General features: G+C 70.2%; 14 protein-coding genes. 4 read left to right on the top strand and 10 right to left on the bottom strand.

Translation table 11 applies throughout. The features are described from left to right. Positions 1–3: 3 nt before the first annotated feature. From era to AC5Y36_RS22340, 4 genes are all read right to left on the bottom strand, one after another. Positions 4–900, bottom strand: a complete 897-nt coding sequence (era, locus tag AC5Y36_RS22355) for a GTPase Era (protein ID WP_500043156.1) — start codon at positions 898–900, stop codon at positions 4–6. Positions 901–987: 87 nt separating this feature from the next. Continuing rightward, positions 988–2,250, bottom strand: coding sequence for a hemolysin family protein (locus AC5Y36_RS22350; protein WP_500043163.1), 1,263 nt, complete (start codon positions 2,248–2,250; stop codon positions 988–990). Positions 2,251–2,276: 26 nt separating this feature from the next. Next, the gene (gene ybeY, locus AC5Y36_RS22345; protein WP_500043155.1) at positions 2,277–2,813 is read right to left on the bottom strand and encodes an rRNA maturation RNase YbeY; all 537 of its coding nucleotides are present in this window, start codon (positions 2,811–2,813) and stop codon (positions 2,277–2,279) included. Positions 2,814–2,828: 15 nt separating this feature from the next. Continuing rightward, entirely contained in the window at positions 2,829–3,854 is a 1,026-nt protein-coding gene (locus AC5Y36_RS22340) for a PhoH family protein (RefSeq protein ID WP_500043154.1), read from the bottom strand. A gap of 129 nt (positions 3,855–3,983) precedes the next feature. Here AC5Y36_RS22340 and AC5Y36_RS22335 point away from each other — a divergent pair, with 129 nt between their 5' ends. Together AC5Y36_RS22335 and AC5Y36_RS22330 are read left to right on the top strand one after the other, a co-directional pair. Continuing rightward, positions 3,984–4,223 (top strand): hypothetical protein, encoded by a 240-nt coding sequence (locus AC5Y36_RS22335; RefSeq protein WP_500043153.1) that lies wholly within the window; start codon positions 3,984–3,986, stop codon positions 4,221–4,223. Next, positions 4,208–4,594: a type II toxin-antitoxin system VapC family toxin gene (locus AC5Y36_RS22330; protein ID WP_500043152.1), complete on the top strand. Its 387-nt coding sequence runs from the start codon at positions 4,208–4,210 to the stop codon at positions 4,592–4,594. Before AC5Y36_RS22335 ends, AC5Y36_RS22330 begins: the two co-directional genes overlap by 16 nt. Before the next feature lie 123 nt (positions 4,595–4,717). Here AC5Y36_RS22330 and AC5Y36_RS22325 read toward each other — a convergent pair whose 3' ends face one another. The 4 genes from AC5Y36_RS22325 to hrcA form a co-directional block, all read right to left on the bottom strand. Continuing rightward, positions 4,718–9,184, bottom strand: a complete 4,467-nt coding sequence (locus AC5Y36_RS22325; RefSeq protein WP_500043151.1) for a PE family protein — start codon at positions 9,182–9,184, stop codon at positions 4,718–4,720. A 326-nt stretch (positions 9,185–9,510) separates the two neighbouring features. Next, on the bottom strand, positions 9,511–10,254 hold the full coding sequence (locus tag AC5Y36_RS22320) for a 16S rRNA (uracil(1498)-N(3))-methyltransferase (RefSeq protein ID WP_500043150.1): 744 nt from the start codon (positions 10,252–10,254) through the stop codon (positions 9,511–9,513). Positions 10,255–10,257: 3 nt separating this feature from the next. Continuing rightward, positions 10,258–11,403, bottom strand: coding sequence for a molecular chaperone DnaJ (gene dnaJ / locus AC5Y36_RS22315; protein ID WP_500043149.1), 1,146 nt, complete (start codon positions 11,401–11,403; stop codon positions 10,258–10,260). A 33-nt stretch (positions 11,404–11,436) separates the two neighbouring features. Then, positions 11,437–12,480, bottom strand: coding sequence for a heat-inducible transcriptional repressor HrcA (gene hrcA, locus AC5Y36_RS22310; protein ID WP_500043148.1), 1,044 nt, complete (start codon positions 12,478–12,480; stop codon positions 11,437–11,439). 103 nt (positions 12,481–12,583) lie between these two features. On the opposite strand from hrcA, the gene AC5Y36_RS22305 reads away from it, so the two are divergent. After that, positions 12,584–12,895 carry a type II toxin-antitoxin system VapB family antitoxin gene (locus AC5Y36_RS22305; protein WP_500043147.1) on the top strand — a complete coding sequence of 104 codons (312 nt, stop codon included), beginning with the start codon at positions 12,584–12,586 and terminating at the stop codon, positions 12,893–12,895. 7 nt (positions 12,896–12,902) lie between these two features. On the opposite strand, the gene AC5Y36_RS22300 is transcribed toward AC5Y36_RS22305, so the two are convergent. Next, complete coding sequence (locus tag AC5Y36_RS22300) at positions 12,903–13,403, bottom strand: MTB12 family secreted protein (protein ID WP_500043146.1); 501 nt, start codon at positions 13,401–13,403, stop codon at positions 12,903–12,905. Positions 13,404–13,514: 111 nt separating this feature from the next. Between AC5Y36_RS22300 and AC5Y36_RS22295 the strand changes: the two genes are divergently transcribed. Beyond that, positions 13,515–14,882, top strand: a complete 1,368-nt coding sequence (locus AC5Y36_RS22295) for a SagB family peptide dehydrogenase (RefSeq protein WP_500043145.1) — start codon at positions 13,515–13,517, stop codon at positions 14,880–14,882. Here the strand turns inward: AC5Y36_RS22295 and AC5Y36_RS22290 are convergent, their stop codons facing one another. After that, positions 14,883–18,344 carry a non-ribosomal peptide synthetase gene (locus tag AC5Y36_RS22290; protein WP_500043144.1) on the bottom strand — a complete coding sequence of 1,154 codons (3,462 nt, stop codon included), beginning with the start codon at positions 18,342–18,344 and terminating at the stop codon, positions 14,883–14,885. Positions 18,345–18,351 lie beyond the last annotated feature (7 nt).

Here is an 18,351-nt window from a genome sequence, read left to right as displayed (position 1 = left end):
CGGTCAGAACCCCAGCCGACCCAATTGTTTGGGGTCGCGCTGCCAGTTCTTGGCGATCTTGACCCGCAGGTCCAGGTAGACCTTGGTGCCCAGCAGCTTCTCGATCTGGCTGCGTGCCGCGGTGCCGACTTCCCGCAGCCGGGCTCCACCCTTGCCGATGACGATGCCCTTCTGGCTGTCCCGCTCGACGTAGAGGATGGCGTGCACGTCGATCAGATCCTCGCGCCCCTCGCGGGGGGTCACCTCGTCGATCACCACCGCCAGCGAGTGCGGCAGCTCATCGCGGACCCCCTCCAGGGCGGCCTCCCGGATGAACTCCGCCATCAGGGTCTCTTCCGGCTCATCGGTCAATTCCCCGTCGGGGTAGTACGCCGGGCCCTCGGGCAGCGCGGCGACCAGCACATCGATCAGGACGTCGATCTGCTCGCCGGCGATCGCCGACACCGGGACGATCTCGGCTTCCGGCGCCAACTCCGCGACGGCCAACAGCTGGGCGGCCAGGCGGTCCCGGCTCACCTTGTCGGTTTTGGTGACGACGACCAGCAGGGTGGTCTTGGGCGCCACCGCGCGGATCTGCTCGACGATCCAGCGGTCTCCCGGTCCGATGGCCTCGTCGGCGGGGATGCACAGCCCGATCACGTCCACTTCGGAGTATGTGTCGCGCACCAGGTCGTTGAGACGCTTGCCCAGCAGCGTGCGCGGCCGGTGCAGGCCGGGAGTGTCGACCAGCACGATTTGAAAGTTCTCCCGGTGCACGATCCCGCGGATGGTGTGGCGGGTGGTCTGCGGGCGATTCGAGGTGATCGCCACCTTGGTCCCGACCAGCGCATTGGTCAGCGTCGACTTGCCGGTGTTGGGCCGGCCCACCAGGCATACGAAGCCCGAACGAAACTCACTCATGCCTCGGTCCCGCTCGCCGAGTGTGAACGTAGGGCGGATTTCCGGCCCAAATCCCGCCGTGGATGCACACTCGACGCATTGCGCGGTTCAGCCATGGGCTTGGACCTCCTGATCTTCGACCGGGCTGACCAAGACGGTGCTGATCCGCAGCCGGCCCCGATTGTCGGGCCCGCCCTCGGCGTGTAGTCGAAGCCCGTGCGAGGTTACCTCCGCACCCGGTAGCGGCACCCGGCCCAGCTCCAGGGCCAGCAGGCCGCCGACGGTGTCGACGTCCAGGTTGTCGTCGAATTCCACGCCGTAGAGTTCGCCGACGTCGGCGATCGGCAGCCGCGCCGAGACCCGGAAGCGGTTGTCGCCCAGTTCCTCTACCGGCGCTGTTTCGTCCGTGTCATATTCATCGGCGATCTCCCCGACGATCTCTTCCAACACGTCCTCGATGGTCACCAGCCCCGCGATCGCGCCGTACTCGTCGACCAGCAATGCCATGTGGTAACGGTCGTGCTGCATTTCCCGCAGCAGTGCGTCCAGCGGCTTGGAGTCGGGAACGAACACCGCGGGGCGCATCACCTGATCCACGGTGGTGTCGCGGCCACCATTGATCGAGTAGTACGTCTGCTGGACAAGGTCTTTCAGGTAGACGACGCCGACGACGTCATCGACGTTGTCGCCGATCACCGGGACCCGGGAATGGCCGCTGCGCACCGCCAGTGAAGTCGCCTGACCCGCGGATTTGCCACGCTCGATCCAGACCATTTCGGTGCGCGGCACCATCACTTCCCGGGCCGGGGTGTCGCCGAGTTCGAAGACCGACTGGATCATTCGGTTCTCGTCGGCGGCGACCACACCCCGCTGCTGGGCCAGGTCGACCACTTCGCGAAGTTCGATTTCGGATGCGAACGGCCCGTTGCGGAAGCCGCGGCCCGGAGTCAACGCGTTGCCGAGCAACACCAGCAGCCGGCTGATCGGCGCCAACAGGACCGAAATCACCTGCAGCGGAAGCGCGGAGGCCAAGGAAATGGAGTAGGCGTTCTGGCGGCCGAGGGTACGGGGGCCGACACCGATGACGACGAAGATGATCACCACCATGATGGCCACGGCGATGTAGCGCCCCAATTCCAGGCGCAGCCCGACCCGCAGGTAAGCCACCAGCAGCACCGTGGCGGTCACCTCGCAGGTGATACGCAACAGCACGACCAGATTGATGAAGCGGGCCCGCTCGTCCATCACCCGCGACAACCGCGCCGCACCGGGTCGCTCGTCGCGCACCATCTCCTCGACCCGGGCCGGCGACACCGTGCCGATCGCGGCGTCGATCGCCGCGAACAGCCCGCCCACGACGACCAGCACCATCGCGCCGACCAACAGATCGAATTCGCTCACGGCGCGTCGAAATACCTTGACTTGTCCAGCAGTTGGCGGTCCTGCTCGTTCTGGCGGTCCCGGCGATAGCCCTCGACCTGGTCGGCCACCCAATCCTCGAGGAGTCGGCGCTGCAGCGCGAACATCTCCTTCTCCTCGTCGGGCTCGGCGTGGTCATAGCCCAGCAGATGCAGCACCCCGTGAACGGTCAGCAACGCCAGTTCGTGACCCAGCGAGTGACCGGCGGCCTCGGCCTGCCCGGCGGCGAACTCCGGGCACAGCACGATGTCGCCCAGCAGCGACGGGCCCGGCTCCGGGGCGTCGGGGCGCCCGCCCGGCTCCAATTCGTCCATCGGAAAACTCATCACGTCGGTCGGCCCGGGCAAGTCCATCCAGCGCATGTGCAGATCCGCCATGGTCGCGGTGTCCACCAGCACCATCGACAGCTCGGCGCCGGGGTTGACGTCCATCGCGCCCAGCACGAAGCGCGCGACGCTGACCAGTTCGACTTCGGAGACGTCGAGGCCGGATTCGTTGGATACCTCGATACTCATCGCGTCGTCACTCTTTCACCGGCGCCGGCGGGCGGCCCGGTTGGTCCGCAAGCCGGGCGCGTCGTATTTGGCGTCATGGCGTTCATAGGCGTCGACGATCTCCGACACCAGCCGATGGCGCACCACGTCGGCGCTGGTCAGCTCCGCGACATGGATGTCATCGATGTCGTCGAGGATGTCCACGGCGGCCCGCAATCCGGATCGGGCGCCACCGGGCAGGTCGACCTGGGTGACGTCACCGGTGACCACGATCTTGGAGCCGAATCCCAGCCGAGTGAGGAACATCTTCATCTGCTCGGCGGTGGTGTTCTGCGCCTCGTCGAGAATGATGAACGCGTCATTCAACGAGCGGCCCCGCATGTAGGCCAGGGGCGCCACCTCGATCACCCCGGAGCTCATCAGCTTGGGGATCAGCTCGGGATCCATCATGTCGTGCAGGGCGTCGTAGAGCGGGCGCAGATACGGGTCGATCTTCTCGCTCAGGGTGCCGGGCAGAAAGCCAAGGCGCTCACCGGCTTCCACCGCGGGCCGGGTCAAGATGATGCGAGTGACCTGTTTGGTCTGCAACGCTTTGACGGCCTTGGCCATCGCCAGGTAGGTCTTGCCGGTACCGGCCGGGCCGATCCCGAACACGATGGTGTGGGCGTCGATGGCGTCGACGTAGTGCTTCTGGTTGAGCGTCTTGGGCCGGATGGTCTTGCCGCGCCGCGAGAGGATGTCCAGGGTGAGCACTTCGGCGGGTGACGCATCGCCGACGCCGGTCAGCATCGCCACGCTGTGCCGCACCGCTTCGGGGGTCAGGGTTTGTCCACCGGCGACCACCGCGACCAATTCGGAGACCGCCCGTTCGGCCAGTGCTACGTCGGCAGGCTCCCCGGTGAACGTGATGGCGTTGCCGCGCACATGCAGATCGGCGTCCAGCAGGCGTTCCAGTGCGCGGAGGTTTTCGTCTGCCGAGCCCAGCAGGCCCACGACGAGGTCGGGCGGAACATCGATGCTGCTGCGAACCTGGGAGGCGGCGTTGGTCTCGCGGGGCGTCACGTGGGGTCTGATGCCTGCTTTCTGCGGAGTTGGCAGCGGTTTGCTCGGACGCCCAAGTCTACCGCCGGACACCCGACGCAACCGACCAGTCGGACCTCGGCTCCAAAATATGCATGCTAGCATGCATGCATGCGAACGACGGTCGAGATCACCGACGAGCAGCACCGGGCGTTGAGCGCGATCGCTCAGCGTCGCGGCGTCCGCGGCTTCTCCGTCCTGGTCCAGGAAGCACTCGACGGGTACCTGACGAACCTGCATACCGACGAGGTCGACCTGCTGCTTCGGTTGGAGGGTGCGCTCACCGACTCCGAGGCGCAGGAGATGCGTTCTCGCGCCGGCGATGTGAGAAACACGTGGCGGGCCTCGTAGTCGTCGACACCGATCTCGTCATCGATTTTCTGCGCGGTAAGGGCGCTGGAGCGCCGTTGGTGCGCGATTTGATCGTTGAGCATCGGTTCCGTATCACCGCGGTCACCGCGTTCGAATTGCGGGTCGGCGCCGACTTCCTGGCGCGCCGCGACGACATTCTCCGGCTGGGCAGGTCACGGACGTTCCCGCTGGACCCCGAGTCCGCGCTGCGAGCCGGCGAGGTCGCCGCGACACTTCGGTCGGCCGGCCAGGACATCGGCATGGCGGACTGCCTGCAAGCGGGCATCTGTCTGCGGTTGAACCTCCCAATGGCGACACGAAACCGCAAGCACTTCGGCCGGGTAGCGGGATTGCAGTTATTCGGTGCCTGAATCGGACGGCCGCCACTGAGGCATTCATGAACTGCGGGGCCCAGCGTCGCGAGTTGTCGATCGCGACGCGCTGAGTGCGCCACGCCAGTGTCATTCGCGACGCGCTGAGCGCGCGGCCCCGGGTCAGGGCGCGTTCTGCCCGGGCGTGCCCGGGTCGCCGTCCGCGCCGTCACCACCGGGACCGCCGGGGCCACCGGCGCCCCCGTCGCCACCGTCGCCGCCCGGACCGCCGTCGCCGGCCGGAGACGGAGCGGTGCCGCCCGCGCCGCCGTCGCCGCCGTCACCACCCGTGCCGGGAATAGTGGTTGGGCCAATCGCCCAAACGCTGTCGCCACCATCGCCGCCGTCGCCGCCCGCCCCGCCGTTGCCGACACTTGCGGTGCCGCCGGTGCCACCCTCACCGCCACGGGGCAAGTAGGCCGAGCAGCCGGCGCAGGCGGAGCCCAAGATGTTTCCCCCGGCGCCACCGTCGCCACCGTCGCCGCCGACACCGCCGAGGCTGCTGCCGCCGCCACCACCCCCGCCGCCGCCGCCGGGGGCGGCATTGTGACCAGTGGAGACCTGCACTCCCGCGGCGCCGCCAGCGCCACCCGCGCCCCCGGCGTTGCCACCGCCGGCACCTCCGGCACCACCAGCACCGCCGTTGCCCACGGTGCTTGAGGAGTCGCCGTAAGCGCCGTGGCCTCCGATGCCACCCGTGACGCCGCCGTCGCCGCCGTCACCCCCGTCGCCGCCGGTGACGCCTCCGTTCCCACCGTTTCCGCCGGTGACGCCGCCCGTACCGCCGTCACCGCCGTCGCCCCCGGTGCCGAAACTACCGGCACCGCCGGAACCGCCGTTGCCACCTGTGACCCCGCCATCGCCGCCATTGCCGCCGGAACCGCCGTGGACGGTACTTGCACCCATGCCGTCGCCGCCGTTGCCTCCGGTGCCGCCGGTGGCGCCGCCGTCACCGCCGGCACCACCGTTGCCACCGGTGCCCCACCAACCGCCGCTGCCGCCATTCCCGCCGTTGCCGCCGATACCGCCGGGGCTGGTGTCGTTGTAGCCGTTGCCGCCGTCGCCGCCGGCGCCGCCATCGCTGGGACCGACGAAGCCGCTCGTCCCGTTTGCCCCGGCGCCGCCACTGGTGCTTCCGGCGGCGCCGCCAGACCCGCCATGGCCCAACCCGCTGGAGTGCGGAGCACCGCCGGTACCGCCGTCGCCGCCGTCACGGACGGTGGCGTTGCCGTCCGCACCGTCGCCGCCGTTACCGCCGTGGGTAGAGCCCCCGTCGCCGCCTCGGCCGCCACTACCGTTGATGCCGACGGTGCCGTGTTGGCTGCTGCCCGCGTTGCCGCCGGCGCCGCCGGTACCGCCGTCGCCCCCGAGGCCGGCGGCGCCGCCGTTGCCACCGTCGGCACCGGCCACCGCGCCGGTGGCCGCGTTGTAGCCGTTACCCCCGTTGGCGGTGCCGCCGACCCCGCCGGCCCCGCCAGTACCGCCGTTGCCGGCCGTATTGGCGGCCAGTGAGCCCCCGTTTCCGCCATTGCCGCCGGCGCCGCCGGCCCCGCCGATGCCACCGGTGCCGCCGGCGGTTCCATTCGGGTTGGCCGCGGTGCCGTCGACACCATTGGCCGAGACACCGGTGTCGCCCCGACCGCCGGCCCCACCGTTGCCGCCGTTGCCGAGCGTCCCGCCGTCACCGCCATTGCCACCGGCCCCGCCGGCGTGGCCGGTCGCGGTGCCACCGGTGCTGTAGCTGAAGCCGGCCCCACCGGCCCCGCCATTGCCGGACGCCGTGGTCACCGCCGCGCCAGCCGCGCCGCTGCCACCGTCGAAGCCGCTACCACCGACGGTGGTGCCGGCCATGCCTCCGGCACCGCCATCGCCGGCGACACCTGCGTCACCGCCGTCGCCGCCGTCCCCGCCGTCTGGTGTGCCGGCGCTCCCGGCAGCACCCGCACCGCCGTTACCGCCGTATCCGGCGTGACCGCCAAGCCCGCCCTGGCCGCCGTTGCCGTTGATGCCGACGGTGCCGTGGCCAGTGCTGCCCGCGTTGCCGCCATCGCCGCCGGCCCCACCAGCGCCCCCGGTGCCCCCGTTTCCGCCATCGCCACCATTGGCGCCGGCCACGCCTCCGACCGCGGCGTTGTAGCCGTTGCCGCCGTAGGAGGTGCCGCCGGCGCCGCCGGCACCGCCGTTGCCGCCGTTGCCAGCCGTGTTGGCGACCAGCGAGCCTCCGTTGCCACCGTTGCCGCCCGCGCCGCCGGCCCCGCCGGAGCCACCCGTTGCGCCGTCGGTTCCATTCGGGCTGGCTGCGTTGCCGTCAGCGCCGACGGCCGTGATGCCGGTGTCGCCACGACCGCCGGCCCCACCATTGCCGCCGTTGCCGACCGACCCGCCGTCACCGCCGTTACCGCCCGCACCGCCGGCCACGGTGCCACCGATGGTGTGGCTGTAGCCGGCCCCACCGGCCCCACCGTTGCCGGACACCACGGTCACCGCCGCACCAGCCGCACCGCCGCCACCGTCGATGCCGCCACCGCCGACCGTGCTACCGGCCGCGCCACCGCCACCGCCGAGGCCTGCCACACCCGCGTCCCCGCCGGCGCCGCCATCGCCGCCGTCGGCAGCGGTGTAATCACCGGCCGCACCCGCGCCGCCGTCACCGCCGTATCCGGCGTTACCGCCGAGGCCGCCCTGGCCGCCGTTGCCGTTGACGCCGACGGTGCCGTGACCGGTGCTGCCCGCGTTGCCGCCGGCACCGCCGACACCGCCATGACCGCCGTTGCCGCCGTCGGCGCCGTTGCCACCGGATGCACCGGCCACCGCGCCACCCGCGTTGTACCCGGTCCCGCCGGTCCCGCCATTACCGGCCGACCCGCCGGCACCGCCATTGCCGCCATTGCCGGCGGTGTTGGCCGTCAGCCCGCCGCCGGCACCGCCGTTGCCTCCGGCACCGCCGGCTCCGCCATCGCCACCCTGGTGTCCGCCGGTTGCATCCGGGGTGCCGGCCGTGCCGTTGGTGCCGCCACCGCCGGCCGCGGCCGTGTCGCCGACGCCGCCTGCCCCACCGTTGCCACCGTTGCCGACCGACCCGCCGGCACCGCCATCGCCGCCGGCGCCGCCCGCCGTGCCCGTCCCGGTACCGGTGTAGCTGTACCCAGCACCTCCGGCACCACCGTTGCCGGACACCGTGGTCACCGCGGCGCCATGGGCGCCCTGGCCGCCGGCGACACCACCGGTGCCCCCGCTGCCGGCCGCGCCCCCGGCGCCGCCGTTACCGGCTGCACCCGCGTCACCGCCGGCGCCGCCATCGCCACCGTCGTGGGAGGTGGCATCTCCGGCCGCACCCGCGCCGCCATTGCCACCACGCCCGGCGTCACCGCCGGCGCCGCCGATCCCCCCGTTGCCGTTGGCACCGTTGGCAGCCAGAATTCCTTGTCCCCCAGCACCACCGGCACCACCGGCACCACCCAGGCCGCCGTCACCGCCGCTGCCGCCGGCCACGCCGCTGGCGCCCGCCAGCACGGCAGCCGAACCGTTGCCGCCGGTGCCGCCACCGCCACCGAGCCCCCCGTCGCCGCCGGTCCCGCCGATACCCGCTGTTCCGAACAACCAGCCGCCGCTGCCGCCGGCTCCACCGGCACCACCGAGGCCGCCATCACCGCCATCGTCACCAGCGTCACCAGCAGATCCGCCGGAACCGGTCACGCCCACACCACCAACACCGCCCTTGCCGCCGGCACCGCCGTTGGAGAACAGCCCTCCGCCGGCACCACCGGCGCCGCCCGCACCGCCTGCACCGCCGTCGGGATGGCTGAGCGTGCCGGCGCCACCGGCGCCACCGTTGCCGCCGGCACCGCCGTTGCCCCAGAACCCGCCGCCGGCTCCGCCGGCGCCGCCATTGCCGCCGTCGCCGCCGAACTGACCGTCGAGCCCGTTGCCGCCGGCACCGCCGTTGCCGAACAGGAACGCGGCGTTGCCCGCCACACCGGGTGCCCCGTCAATCGGGGCCGGATCACCGGACGCCAACGCGGGAACATCCGACCCCGGGGCCACTCCGCCGGCGTCCCCGCCGTCACCGATCAACCAGCCGGCGTTGCCGCCGCTGCCCCCGAAGTAGCCGTCCCCACCGTCGCCGAACAGCAGGCCGGCATCCCCGCCGTCGGGGTTGAGCGCGGTGCCATCGGTGCCGTCACCGATCAGATACAGCCCGAATGCCTGGTTGACGAGTCCGGCGAGCTGCAGGCCGTCGCTGCTGTTGATCCACTGCTCGATGCCGTCGTGGACCGGTGCGTAAACGTTCAGATCGAACCAGGTGTCGAACGACACCGCGCCCGCATCGGGCACTCCGGCCGACGGATCCAACCAGGCCAGCCAGCCCGACGGATCAACATCCGCACCGGGATCGACCGCGGTCACCGACATCGGGTCCAGCCAGTCAAACAGCCAGTCGAACTCATCGGCTTGCGCCGTCGGCGCCCCGGCCAGCGGCGACAATCCGAAAGCCAGGAACGCTCCAGCGGCTGCCCCCGCAGCCGCTACCCGGCGACCCCGGGCAGCGCATAGTTTTGCGTTCCGCTTGCTTCCGCGCTGGCGACTCATCGTCATTGCCCCCTCGACTGTGTGTTCGCGTCGATGCGCGAGCCTGGAAAAAACCTAGGTCTCAGGAAGACGTCGGCGATACAGGGTTTTCCCTTGTATTTCGGTCCGCGGACGTCACGCGTCGGCGCCGCACTGCAGGCTCAGTAGCATCCAGCCGCCCTTCCGAGCAGGCACAATGCGGCGTTTCGGCGCAGCGAGGGGCCGTCCCATCAACCCAAGAGTCAGGTGAGTCCGAACTAAGTCCCAGATGCAGCGCGAGATTGCATCGTTGGACCAGAAGTTCGAGAGAACCGGTACTTGACCGCAATCTCGCGGTAGCTGAGCGCTCACACCCAGCGCGAGGTCAGCACCCCCAAGGCACCCAGCGCCACCGCGGCCGCCGTCGAGGTGCGCAGCACGGTCGGGCCCAGCCGGACGGTCACCGCACCCGCCCCGGTCAGCGCTGCCAGCTCATCGTCGGCGATCCCGCCTTCCGGGCCGACCACCAGCGTCACGGCGCCCGCCGAGGCCAGATCCAGCTCGGTGAGCCGGTGGGACGCCGCGTCATCCAGCGCCAGCACCGTCGCGCCGGCCGCCACCCGCTCGCGAATCCGGCTGGTCAGCACCGGGGTGGACAACACGCCGTCGACCTGCGGAATGTGGGCGCGCCGCGACTGCGCGGCTGCCGCCCGGGCGACCGCCGACCAGCGGCGCAGCCCCTTGTCGGCGCGGGGACCGTCCCAGCGGGCCACGCAGCGCGCCGCCTGCCAGGCCACAAACGCGTCGGCGCCGGCCTCGGTGGCCAGCTCGATCGCCAGCTCGGACCGCTCGGACTTGGGCAGCGCCTGCACCACGGTCACCGGGGGAACCGGCTCAGGCACGTTCCAGCGCTCCAGCACCCGTGCCGTCAGCCCGTCGCGGGAGGCCTGTTCCACCGCGCAGCGGGCCATTCCGCCGGCACCGTCCCCGAGCAGCACCTCTTCGGTTGGGCGGATCCGGCGCACGGTGGCGGCGTGAAAGCCCTCATCGCCGCCGAGGACGGCCAGTTCCCCGGCTGCGGGCAGCTCGGAGAGGTAGAAGAGTCCCGCCAAGGCTTAGCGCCCGGTGAACGTCTCGCGCAGCCGGCTGAACAGCCCGCCGCCACCCGAGCTGTTCGTCGAACGGACCTCGGTGACGTCGCGGTTGCGCCGCTCCTTGAGTTCCCGTAGCAGTTCGATGTCGCGGTGGTCGAGCCGCTCGGGCACCACCACCTCCACCTGGACGTGCAGATCGCCGCGCACCCCGGAGCGCAGATGCGGCATGCCCCGGCCGCGCAGCGTCGTCACCGAACCGGGCTGGGTGCCGGGTGCGATGGTGATCTCGGTCGGCCCGTCCAGGATCACGTCCAGCGTCACCGTGGTGCCCAGCGCGGCATCCACCATCGGCACCGAGATAACGCAGTGCAGATCGTCACCGTTGCGGATGAACGTCTCGTGGGCCTGTTCGTGCACCTCGACGTACAGATCGCCGGCCGGCCCGCCGCCGGGCCCCACCTCGCCCTGTGCCGACAGCCGGACCCGCATCCCGTCACCGACACCGGCGGGGATCTTGACGCTGATGTCCCGGCGGGCCCGTACCCGACCGTCGCCGCCGCACTGGTGACAGGGGTCGGGGATCACCTCGCCGACACCGCGGCAGGTCGGGCAGGGCCGCGACGTCATGACCTGGCCGAGCAGCGACCGCTGCACGGTTTGCACTTCCCCGCGTCCGCCGCAGGTGTCGCAGCTCACCGGACGGGAATCACCGTGGGTGCCGCGGCCCTGACAGCGGTCGCAGAGCACCGCGGTGTCCACGGTGACCTGCTTGGTCACCCCGGTGGCGCATTCAGTGAGGTCCAGGCGCATCCGCAGCAGCGAATCCGACCCCGGCCGCACCCGTCCGACCGGGCCGCGCGATGTAGTGCCGCCGCCGAAGAAGGCCTCGAACACGTCGCCGAGACCACCGAAGCCGCCGAACCCACCGAACCCACCGCCGGCAGCAGCGCTTTCCAGCGGATCCCCGCCCATGTCGACGACGCGGCGCTTCTCGGGGTCGGACAGCACCTCGTAGGCGACGCTGATCTCCTGGAACCGCGCCTGCGCGGCGTCGTCGGGGTTGACGTCGGGATGCAGCTCACGCGCTAACTTGCGGTAGGCGCGCTTGATCTCTGTATCGCTCGCGCCCTTGCCCACGCCGAGCAGACCGTAGTAATCGCGTGCCACGCCTGACCTTTCCCAACCTTGCGGATACGCCCGTTATCGGGCGCCCAGCACCTCGCCGATGTACAAAGCAACCGCAGCGACATTAGCGATAGTTCCCGGATAGTCCATTCGGGTGGGGCCCAGCACACCCATCCCGCCGTACACGGTGCCCAGCGATCCGTAGGCGGTGGACACCACTGACGTGCCGGCCATCTCCTCGGCTTCGGTCTCGTGGCCGATGCGCACGGTGACCTTGCCGGCTTCCTGCTGGGCCGCGAGCAGCCGCAGCACCACCACCTGCTCCTCGAGCGCCTCCAGGACCGAACGCAGCGAACCGCCGAAGTCCGCGGTGTTGCGGGTCAGGTTGGCGGTGCCGCCCAGCAGCAAACGTTCCTCGCGGTGCTCCACCAGCGACTCCAGCAGGACCGTCGCCGCGCGCCCGACCGCGTCGCTGAAGCTGTTGGCAGACCCGCCGGGCCTGTCCAGCTGGCCGGCCAGGTCGGCCACCGCCACCGACGCCGCCGCCAGCTTCTTCCCGTCCAGCGCCTGACCCAACATGTCCCGCAGCTTGGACAGTTGATGCTCGTCGATGGCGTCGCCGAGTTCGACGATGCGCTGATCGACCCGGCCGGAATCGGTGATCACCACCAGCAGCAGGCGGGCCGGGGTCAGCGCGATCACCTCCAGGTGACGCACCGTCGATGCCGACAGCGTCGGGTACTGCACCACCGCCACCTGTCGGGTCAGCTGTGCCAGCAGCCGCACCGCACGGCGCAGCACGTCGTCGAGGTCGACGCCGGAGTCCAGAAAGCTCAGGATCGCGCGCCGCTCAGCCGACGACAGCGGCTTGACGTCGTCGAGCCGGTCGACGAACTCGCGATAGCCCTTCTCGGTCGGCACCCGCCCGGAGCTGGTGTGCGGCTGGGTGATGTACCCCTCGGCCTCCAGCACGGCCATATCATTGCGGACGGTCGCCGACGAGACCCCCAGGTTGTGCCGCTCCACGAGCGACTTCGACCCGATCGGCTCCTGGGTGGACACGAAGTCGGCGACGATGGCGCGCAGCACCTCGAAACGACGGTCGTCGGCGCTTCCCATCGATATCCACCTCCCTGACCGGTCTATTTTACGGGGACGGCCGGTAGCGCCACGCCACCGCGCGACTAACCTTGTCGATCATGGGCGCGGGGACGGTGGGCCGATGATCTTCAAAGGTGTCAGGGATGGCAAGCCCTATCCCGAACACGGTCTGACGTATCGGGACTGGTCGGAGATTCCGCCGCGGCAGATCCGGCTCGATGAGCTGGTGCCGACCACGACGGTGCTGGCACTGGACCGACTGCTGTCCGAGGACTCCACCTTCTACGGCGACCTGTTCCCGCACGCGGTGAAGTGGCAGGGCGTCGTCTACCTGGAGGACGGCCTGCACCGGGCGGTGCGGGCGGCCCTGCGTAACCGGACCGTGCTGCACGCCCGGGTGTACGACATGGACGCCTTGCCCGTCGAGGCGTAGTCCTTGCCTACTGCGGGAGGCTCTGGATCAGCCCGATCGCGGAGTCGTGGGACAGCATCCAACTGCCCTGGTCGACGAGCTGAATCGGCTGGGTGACCGGTGCCATCTTGGGACCGGAGATGGTGACGTTGGCGACGCCCTGGCCCGGGGCGGTCTGGTCCACGTTCAACACGTTGAACGTGTACGGCAGTTGCCCGTCCCGCGACGCCTTGCGCAGGTCGTGGTCAAGGACGTGGCCCTCACCCTGGTTGATCCCGTTCTCGACCAGGTAGCCCTTCTCCTTGTAGGTGATGGCAGCGTCGGTCAGCCGGGTCAGCATGGCAGCGACCTCGTCGTTGCTGGGTAGCGGCGCGCCCGAGGCCGGGGGCGGGGGCGGGGGGTCCAGCGGCATCGGCGCGCCGAACACCACCGGCTGCACCTGGACGGCTGCCGGCATGGTCGATGCCAGCCCGGCAGCCCCGATGGCGGCTGCCGCCGCGAAACCTGTGACGAGCAGTTTGACGATCATGATCCCCCTCATCTCGTGGTGGAGGCACACGCTATCCCCGCGGACTGTGGGCCGGCTGTGAAAGCGAGCCGCGACGTTGGCGATACGCTGACACCCGAAAGGGGGTGCGGATTGCCAGCCGCCGGCTACCCCGACGACACGCGATTCGCGTTCCGGAGCGGGGCCACCTGTCTCACCACACCCGCTGGGGCGGTGCTGTTGAACCCGCCGCACAGCCAAAAGCTGCCTCGGCTGTCTGCGGCGCGGCTGCAGGCACTCAAGACCCTCAACGCGGGGCCGGCGACGGCATCGGAGCTGTCGGATCCCGCCGAACGCGGCGACATCGACGCTCTGATCGGCGATCTCACCTCCGGCGGCTGGCTGAACGTCACAGTCCGTGCCGCCGGCAACGACGTGTACTGCATCCAGCCATTCGGTAAGCCTCCGCAGCCACCGTCAGTGCCCGGCTCACCGGTGTTGTCGAAGTTCGCTGTACTGCACCGTGATTCCGACGGCTTCGTGCTCGAGCACCCGTTGGGCTGGTGCGATGTGCGCATCCACGACCCGCGCCTGCTCGCGCTGCTCGACGCGTCGGCACCGGCGTCCGACCTGCCGGCCGCGGTCGCGTCGAGATTTGTCGACGACCTGTGCTGGGCCGGGATGTTGGTCGCCGACAGCAGCGACGACGCTGACTTCGACGCGCTCAGCTGGAGCACCCCGGATCTGTGGTTTCACCGGCGCAGCACGCTCGGTGAGCGCACCGTGACCTGGGAGCATTTCGGACCCACCAAGTGGGCCAAAGACCGCTTCCCGCAACCCTCCGCACGCCGGCCGGACTATCCGGGCGCACCGATCGCGCTATCGGCCCCCGATCTGGCCGCGGCACGCGTTGCGGATCCGACGTTGACGGCCGTTCTCGAAGACCGGGTTTCGACGCGCGCATTCGATGACGCTCGGCCGGTCAATATCGACCAGCTGGCCGAGTTGCTGTATCGCGCGACCCGGACGCGAAACGTCCAGCCGGCCGGGCCGGGTGAGGAGCTGCTGTCCCGACCGTATCCGTCCGGCGGGGGCGTCTACGAACTCGAGGTGTATCCGGTGGTGCACAACGTCACCGGACTCGAACCCGGCATGTATCACTACGATTCGTTCGATCACCTGCTGCGTCCGGTTACCGCCGCTGATCCGAAAACCGTTGCCCGTCTGGTCAAACCGGCGGCGGCGACGCTGGCCGGCGGCACCGAGCCCCAAGTGCTGTTGGTGATCGCAGCGCGCTGCGGTCGGGTGATGTGGACCTACGAGCAGATCGGCTACGCGCTCATCCTCAAAGACGTCGGCGCGCTGATGCAGACCATCTATTTGGCCGCGACGGCGATGGGGCTGGGCGTGTGCGCGCAGGGCTTCGGTGACACCGCCGCGTTCGTCGCGGCCACCGGCGTCGACGAACGTCAGGAATGCAGCGTCGGCAGCATCGTCGTCGGCGCGCCGATGCCGGGCTGATCAGCCTTCGGCCAGCACCTCTTCGTCGGTGAGCGCCGCGATGTCGAGGTAGTGGTGCGCGATCAGGCCAAGACGGTCCGGGGTGCCGCGCTGGGTTTCGCGCTGGCTCAACCGTTCCGCCAATCCGGCCACGGTTCGGGTGGCGAACACGTCGGCGACGACGGCATGGTCGACGTCCAGCCAATCGCGGATCCTGGCGATGACGGCGGTGGCCAGCACCGAGTCACCGCCCAGCGCGAAGAAGTCCCGGTTGACCCCTACCGATTCGACGCCCAGCACCTCGGCGACGATCGCGGCCAGCGCCGCCTGCACGTCATCGTTCGGCGCATCGTCGTGATCGGGCGACGCCTCCGATTCCAGCAGCCCGATCACCGCACCGCGGTCCAGTTTTCCGTTCGGGGTCAGCGGAACCCGGTCGAGTGCCACGATCCGAGTGGGCACCATGTAGCTCGGCAGCAGCGCCGCGACCTGGGCGGTGAGCTCGCCCACCTCGCCGACGTCGCCGACCACCGCGGCGACCAGTTGCGCGGCGTTGGTCCCGACCACCACCGCGACCGCGTGGCGGACCCCGGGCACCGCGCGCAGTGCGCTTTCCACCTCACCGAGTTCGACCCGATATCCGCGGATCTGCACCTGGTTGTCGGCGCGGCCCAGGAATTCCACGGTGCCGTCGGGCCAATACCGGGCCATGTCACCGGTGCGATACCAACGGATCCCGTCGTAGTCGACGAAGCGCTGCGTGGTGCGCTCCGGGTCGTCACGGTATCCGGCGGCGACCCCGGCGCCGCCGACCCACAGTTCACCGGGCACCCAGTCAGGGCAGTCCCGCCCGGACGGCGACACCACCCGGCATCGCACGTTGCGCAGCGGGGCGCCGAACGGAACGGTCGCCCAGTGTGCCGGCGGGTCGTCTCGCACTTCGCAAATCGTGCTGTGTATCGCGGTTTCGGTGGCCCCACCCAGCCCGGTGAACCGGCAGCCGGGCACCTGCCGGGCCAGTCGTCGGGCGAGGTCGGCGCCGACCCAGTCACCGCCCAGGATGACGGCGCGCAGCGAGTCGCCCAGCCGGTCGCGACCGGCCTCCAGGATCATGTCCAGCAGACCGGGCACGCAGTTGAGGATCGAAACCCGGTGCCCGCGCAGCAGCTCGACCCAGGCGTCCGCCGACTCGCGCTGTTCGGCGTCGACGGCGGCCACCGACGCCCCCGCGGAGAACATTCCGAAGATGTCGTAGACCGACAGGTCGAATTCGAGGGCAGACAGCGCCAACGCGCAATCACCGCTGCGGACCGTGAACCAGTCGTTGAGTGCGTCGATGGTGTTCATCGCCGCACTGTGCGGCACCTCGACCCCCTTGGGCATGCCGGTCGAACCGGACGTGAAGAGCAGATAGGCGATTGCCGAGGTGTCGGGGTAGATCGGGGCGGGCAGTGGCTGGGTGAAACCCGCCGCGATGTCGATCGGCAGACACGGTACCTCGCCGATGTCGGCGCCGCGCAGGGTGAGAGCCGCGGTGACCTTCGCGGTCTCGATGATCTTGGCGCGCCGGGCGGGTGGCTGGTCGAATCCGATCGGCACATAGGTTGCCCCGGCCGCCAGCACGCCGAGCACCGCCAGGATCTGTTCACGTCCCTTGGGCAGCTGGACAGCGACCGCGTCACCCGGCCGCACGCCACGGGCTTGCAGGGCACCGGCGACGGCCAGCGCGGAGGCGGCCAGTTCCCGATAGGTCCAGGCGCCGGTGTCCGCGTCACATCCCCACACCACCGCCGACGCATCCGGGGTAACCGCCGCATACTCGAAGAAGCCCTGATGCAGGCAGCGTCCGGTCACCGGGCCGTCGGTGGCGTTGACCGCCGCGCGGTTCGCCGCCTGATCCACCGGAAGACGTACCGCGGCCAGGGCATCCCAGCCGGCATCGCCGGCGGCAAGACGTTCGATCGCCTCGACGAATCGGGCGAACATCGCGTCGATCAGACCTGCCGGGAATGCCGACTCGCGGACATCCCAGTTCAGCAGCAGGCCGCCGCGCAGTTCGGTGACTTGCGCGTCGAGCAATACCTGGGGCCCCTGGGAGACAATCCATACCGGTTCACCGAAGGTCTCGATCACGGTGTCGGAGAACAGCTCACCGAGATCGAGGGCACTGGTGAACACGATCGGCGCCAACACCGGCTCGCCGTGCAGCCGGCCCAGATCACGGAGCACCTCCAGCCCGGAATAGGCCGCGTGTCCCCCGCTCTCGTACATGCTGCGTTGCAGGGCGCGGGCCCGATCGGCGACCGTCATGTCGCTGCTGACGTCAACGGCGAGCATCACCGACGACGTGAAGTCGCCGACGATCCGGTCGATGTCGGGATGAATCGGCTCACGGTGGAACAGCGGCACGTTCAGCAGGAAGGTGTCCTGCGCGCACCAGCCGCCGATGGTGTCGGCGAACACGGCGGCCACCGCCATCGCCGGGGTGATGCCACGGGCATGCGCGCCCTTGATCAGCCGCTGTTTGGCATCGGGCGCCAGCCAATAGTCGTGGCGGACCGTGCGGTCCGGGGTGCTGCGCCGCCCGGCCACAACCGTCGGCAGCTCGGGTGGGCCGGGCAGCTCCGGCAGCCTCCGCTGCCACCAAGCCCGATCCCGTTCGTGTGCGGCGGTATCGTCGCGTCGTTCGGTGCGGTAACGCCGGTAGCTGTAGGCGGGGGCGGGCAACGCGGCTCCCCGATACAGCTCAGCCAGGTCGGAGACCAGCACGCGGTAGCTCATCGCATCACCGGCCAGCATGTCGATGTCCAGATGCAGCCGGCTGCTCCGGTCACACATCGTCAGGGTGATGTCGATGACCTGGCCGTCCTCGACGCACAGCCGCTGATGGGTTTTCGTGTCGCGAAGCTCCGCGAGGGCAGCGTTGACGTCGTCCTCGTCGCGGCCGCGCAGATCGACGACGGTGAACACCGGCCGGCCGGGCGCCGGCATGATCTGCTGCGTGCCATCGAAGAGAAACCGGCTGCGCAACATCGGGTGCGCCTCGACGAGAGCGGCAACCGCGCGCTGCAGGCGGTCGGGATCGACGCCGACACCGTCGAATTCGACGTAGAGGTGAGCCGCGACGCCACCGAGTTCCTGCTCGTCGGCGCGGCCGATCCAGTAGGCGTGCTGCATCGGGGCCAGCGCGAACGGTGCGTCGTCCTCCTCGGCGGCAACGATGTGCTCGATCACCGGTTCCGCTGTGTGCGTGTGGTCCCCGCTGAGCAGCGCGTGCCACGATTCGACGGTGGGGCTGGCCGCAAGTTGGGCGAAGGTGATGTCGGCTCCGCGTTTGCGCCAGCCGCCGGCCAGCGCCATCATCCGAATCGAGTTGAGCCCCACCTGGATCAGGTCGTCATCGTCGGCAAAGTCCGCGACCGCGCAGCCAAGCTGGTCGGCGATCATCGTCTTGATGTCTTCCCTGCTGATCGCGGGGCCCATCCTGTTC

This window comes from Mycobacterium sp. NGS50 (genome assembly GCF_059812545.1).
This window is presented reverse-complemented; position numbering and strand designations above follow the sequence as displayed.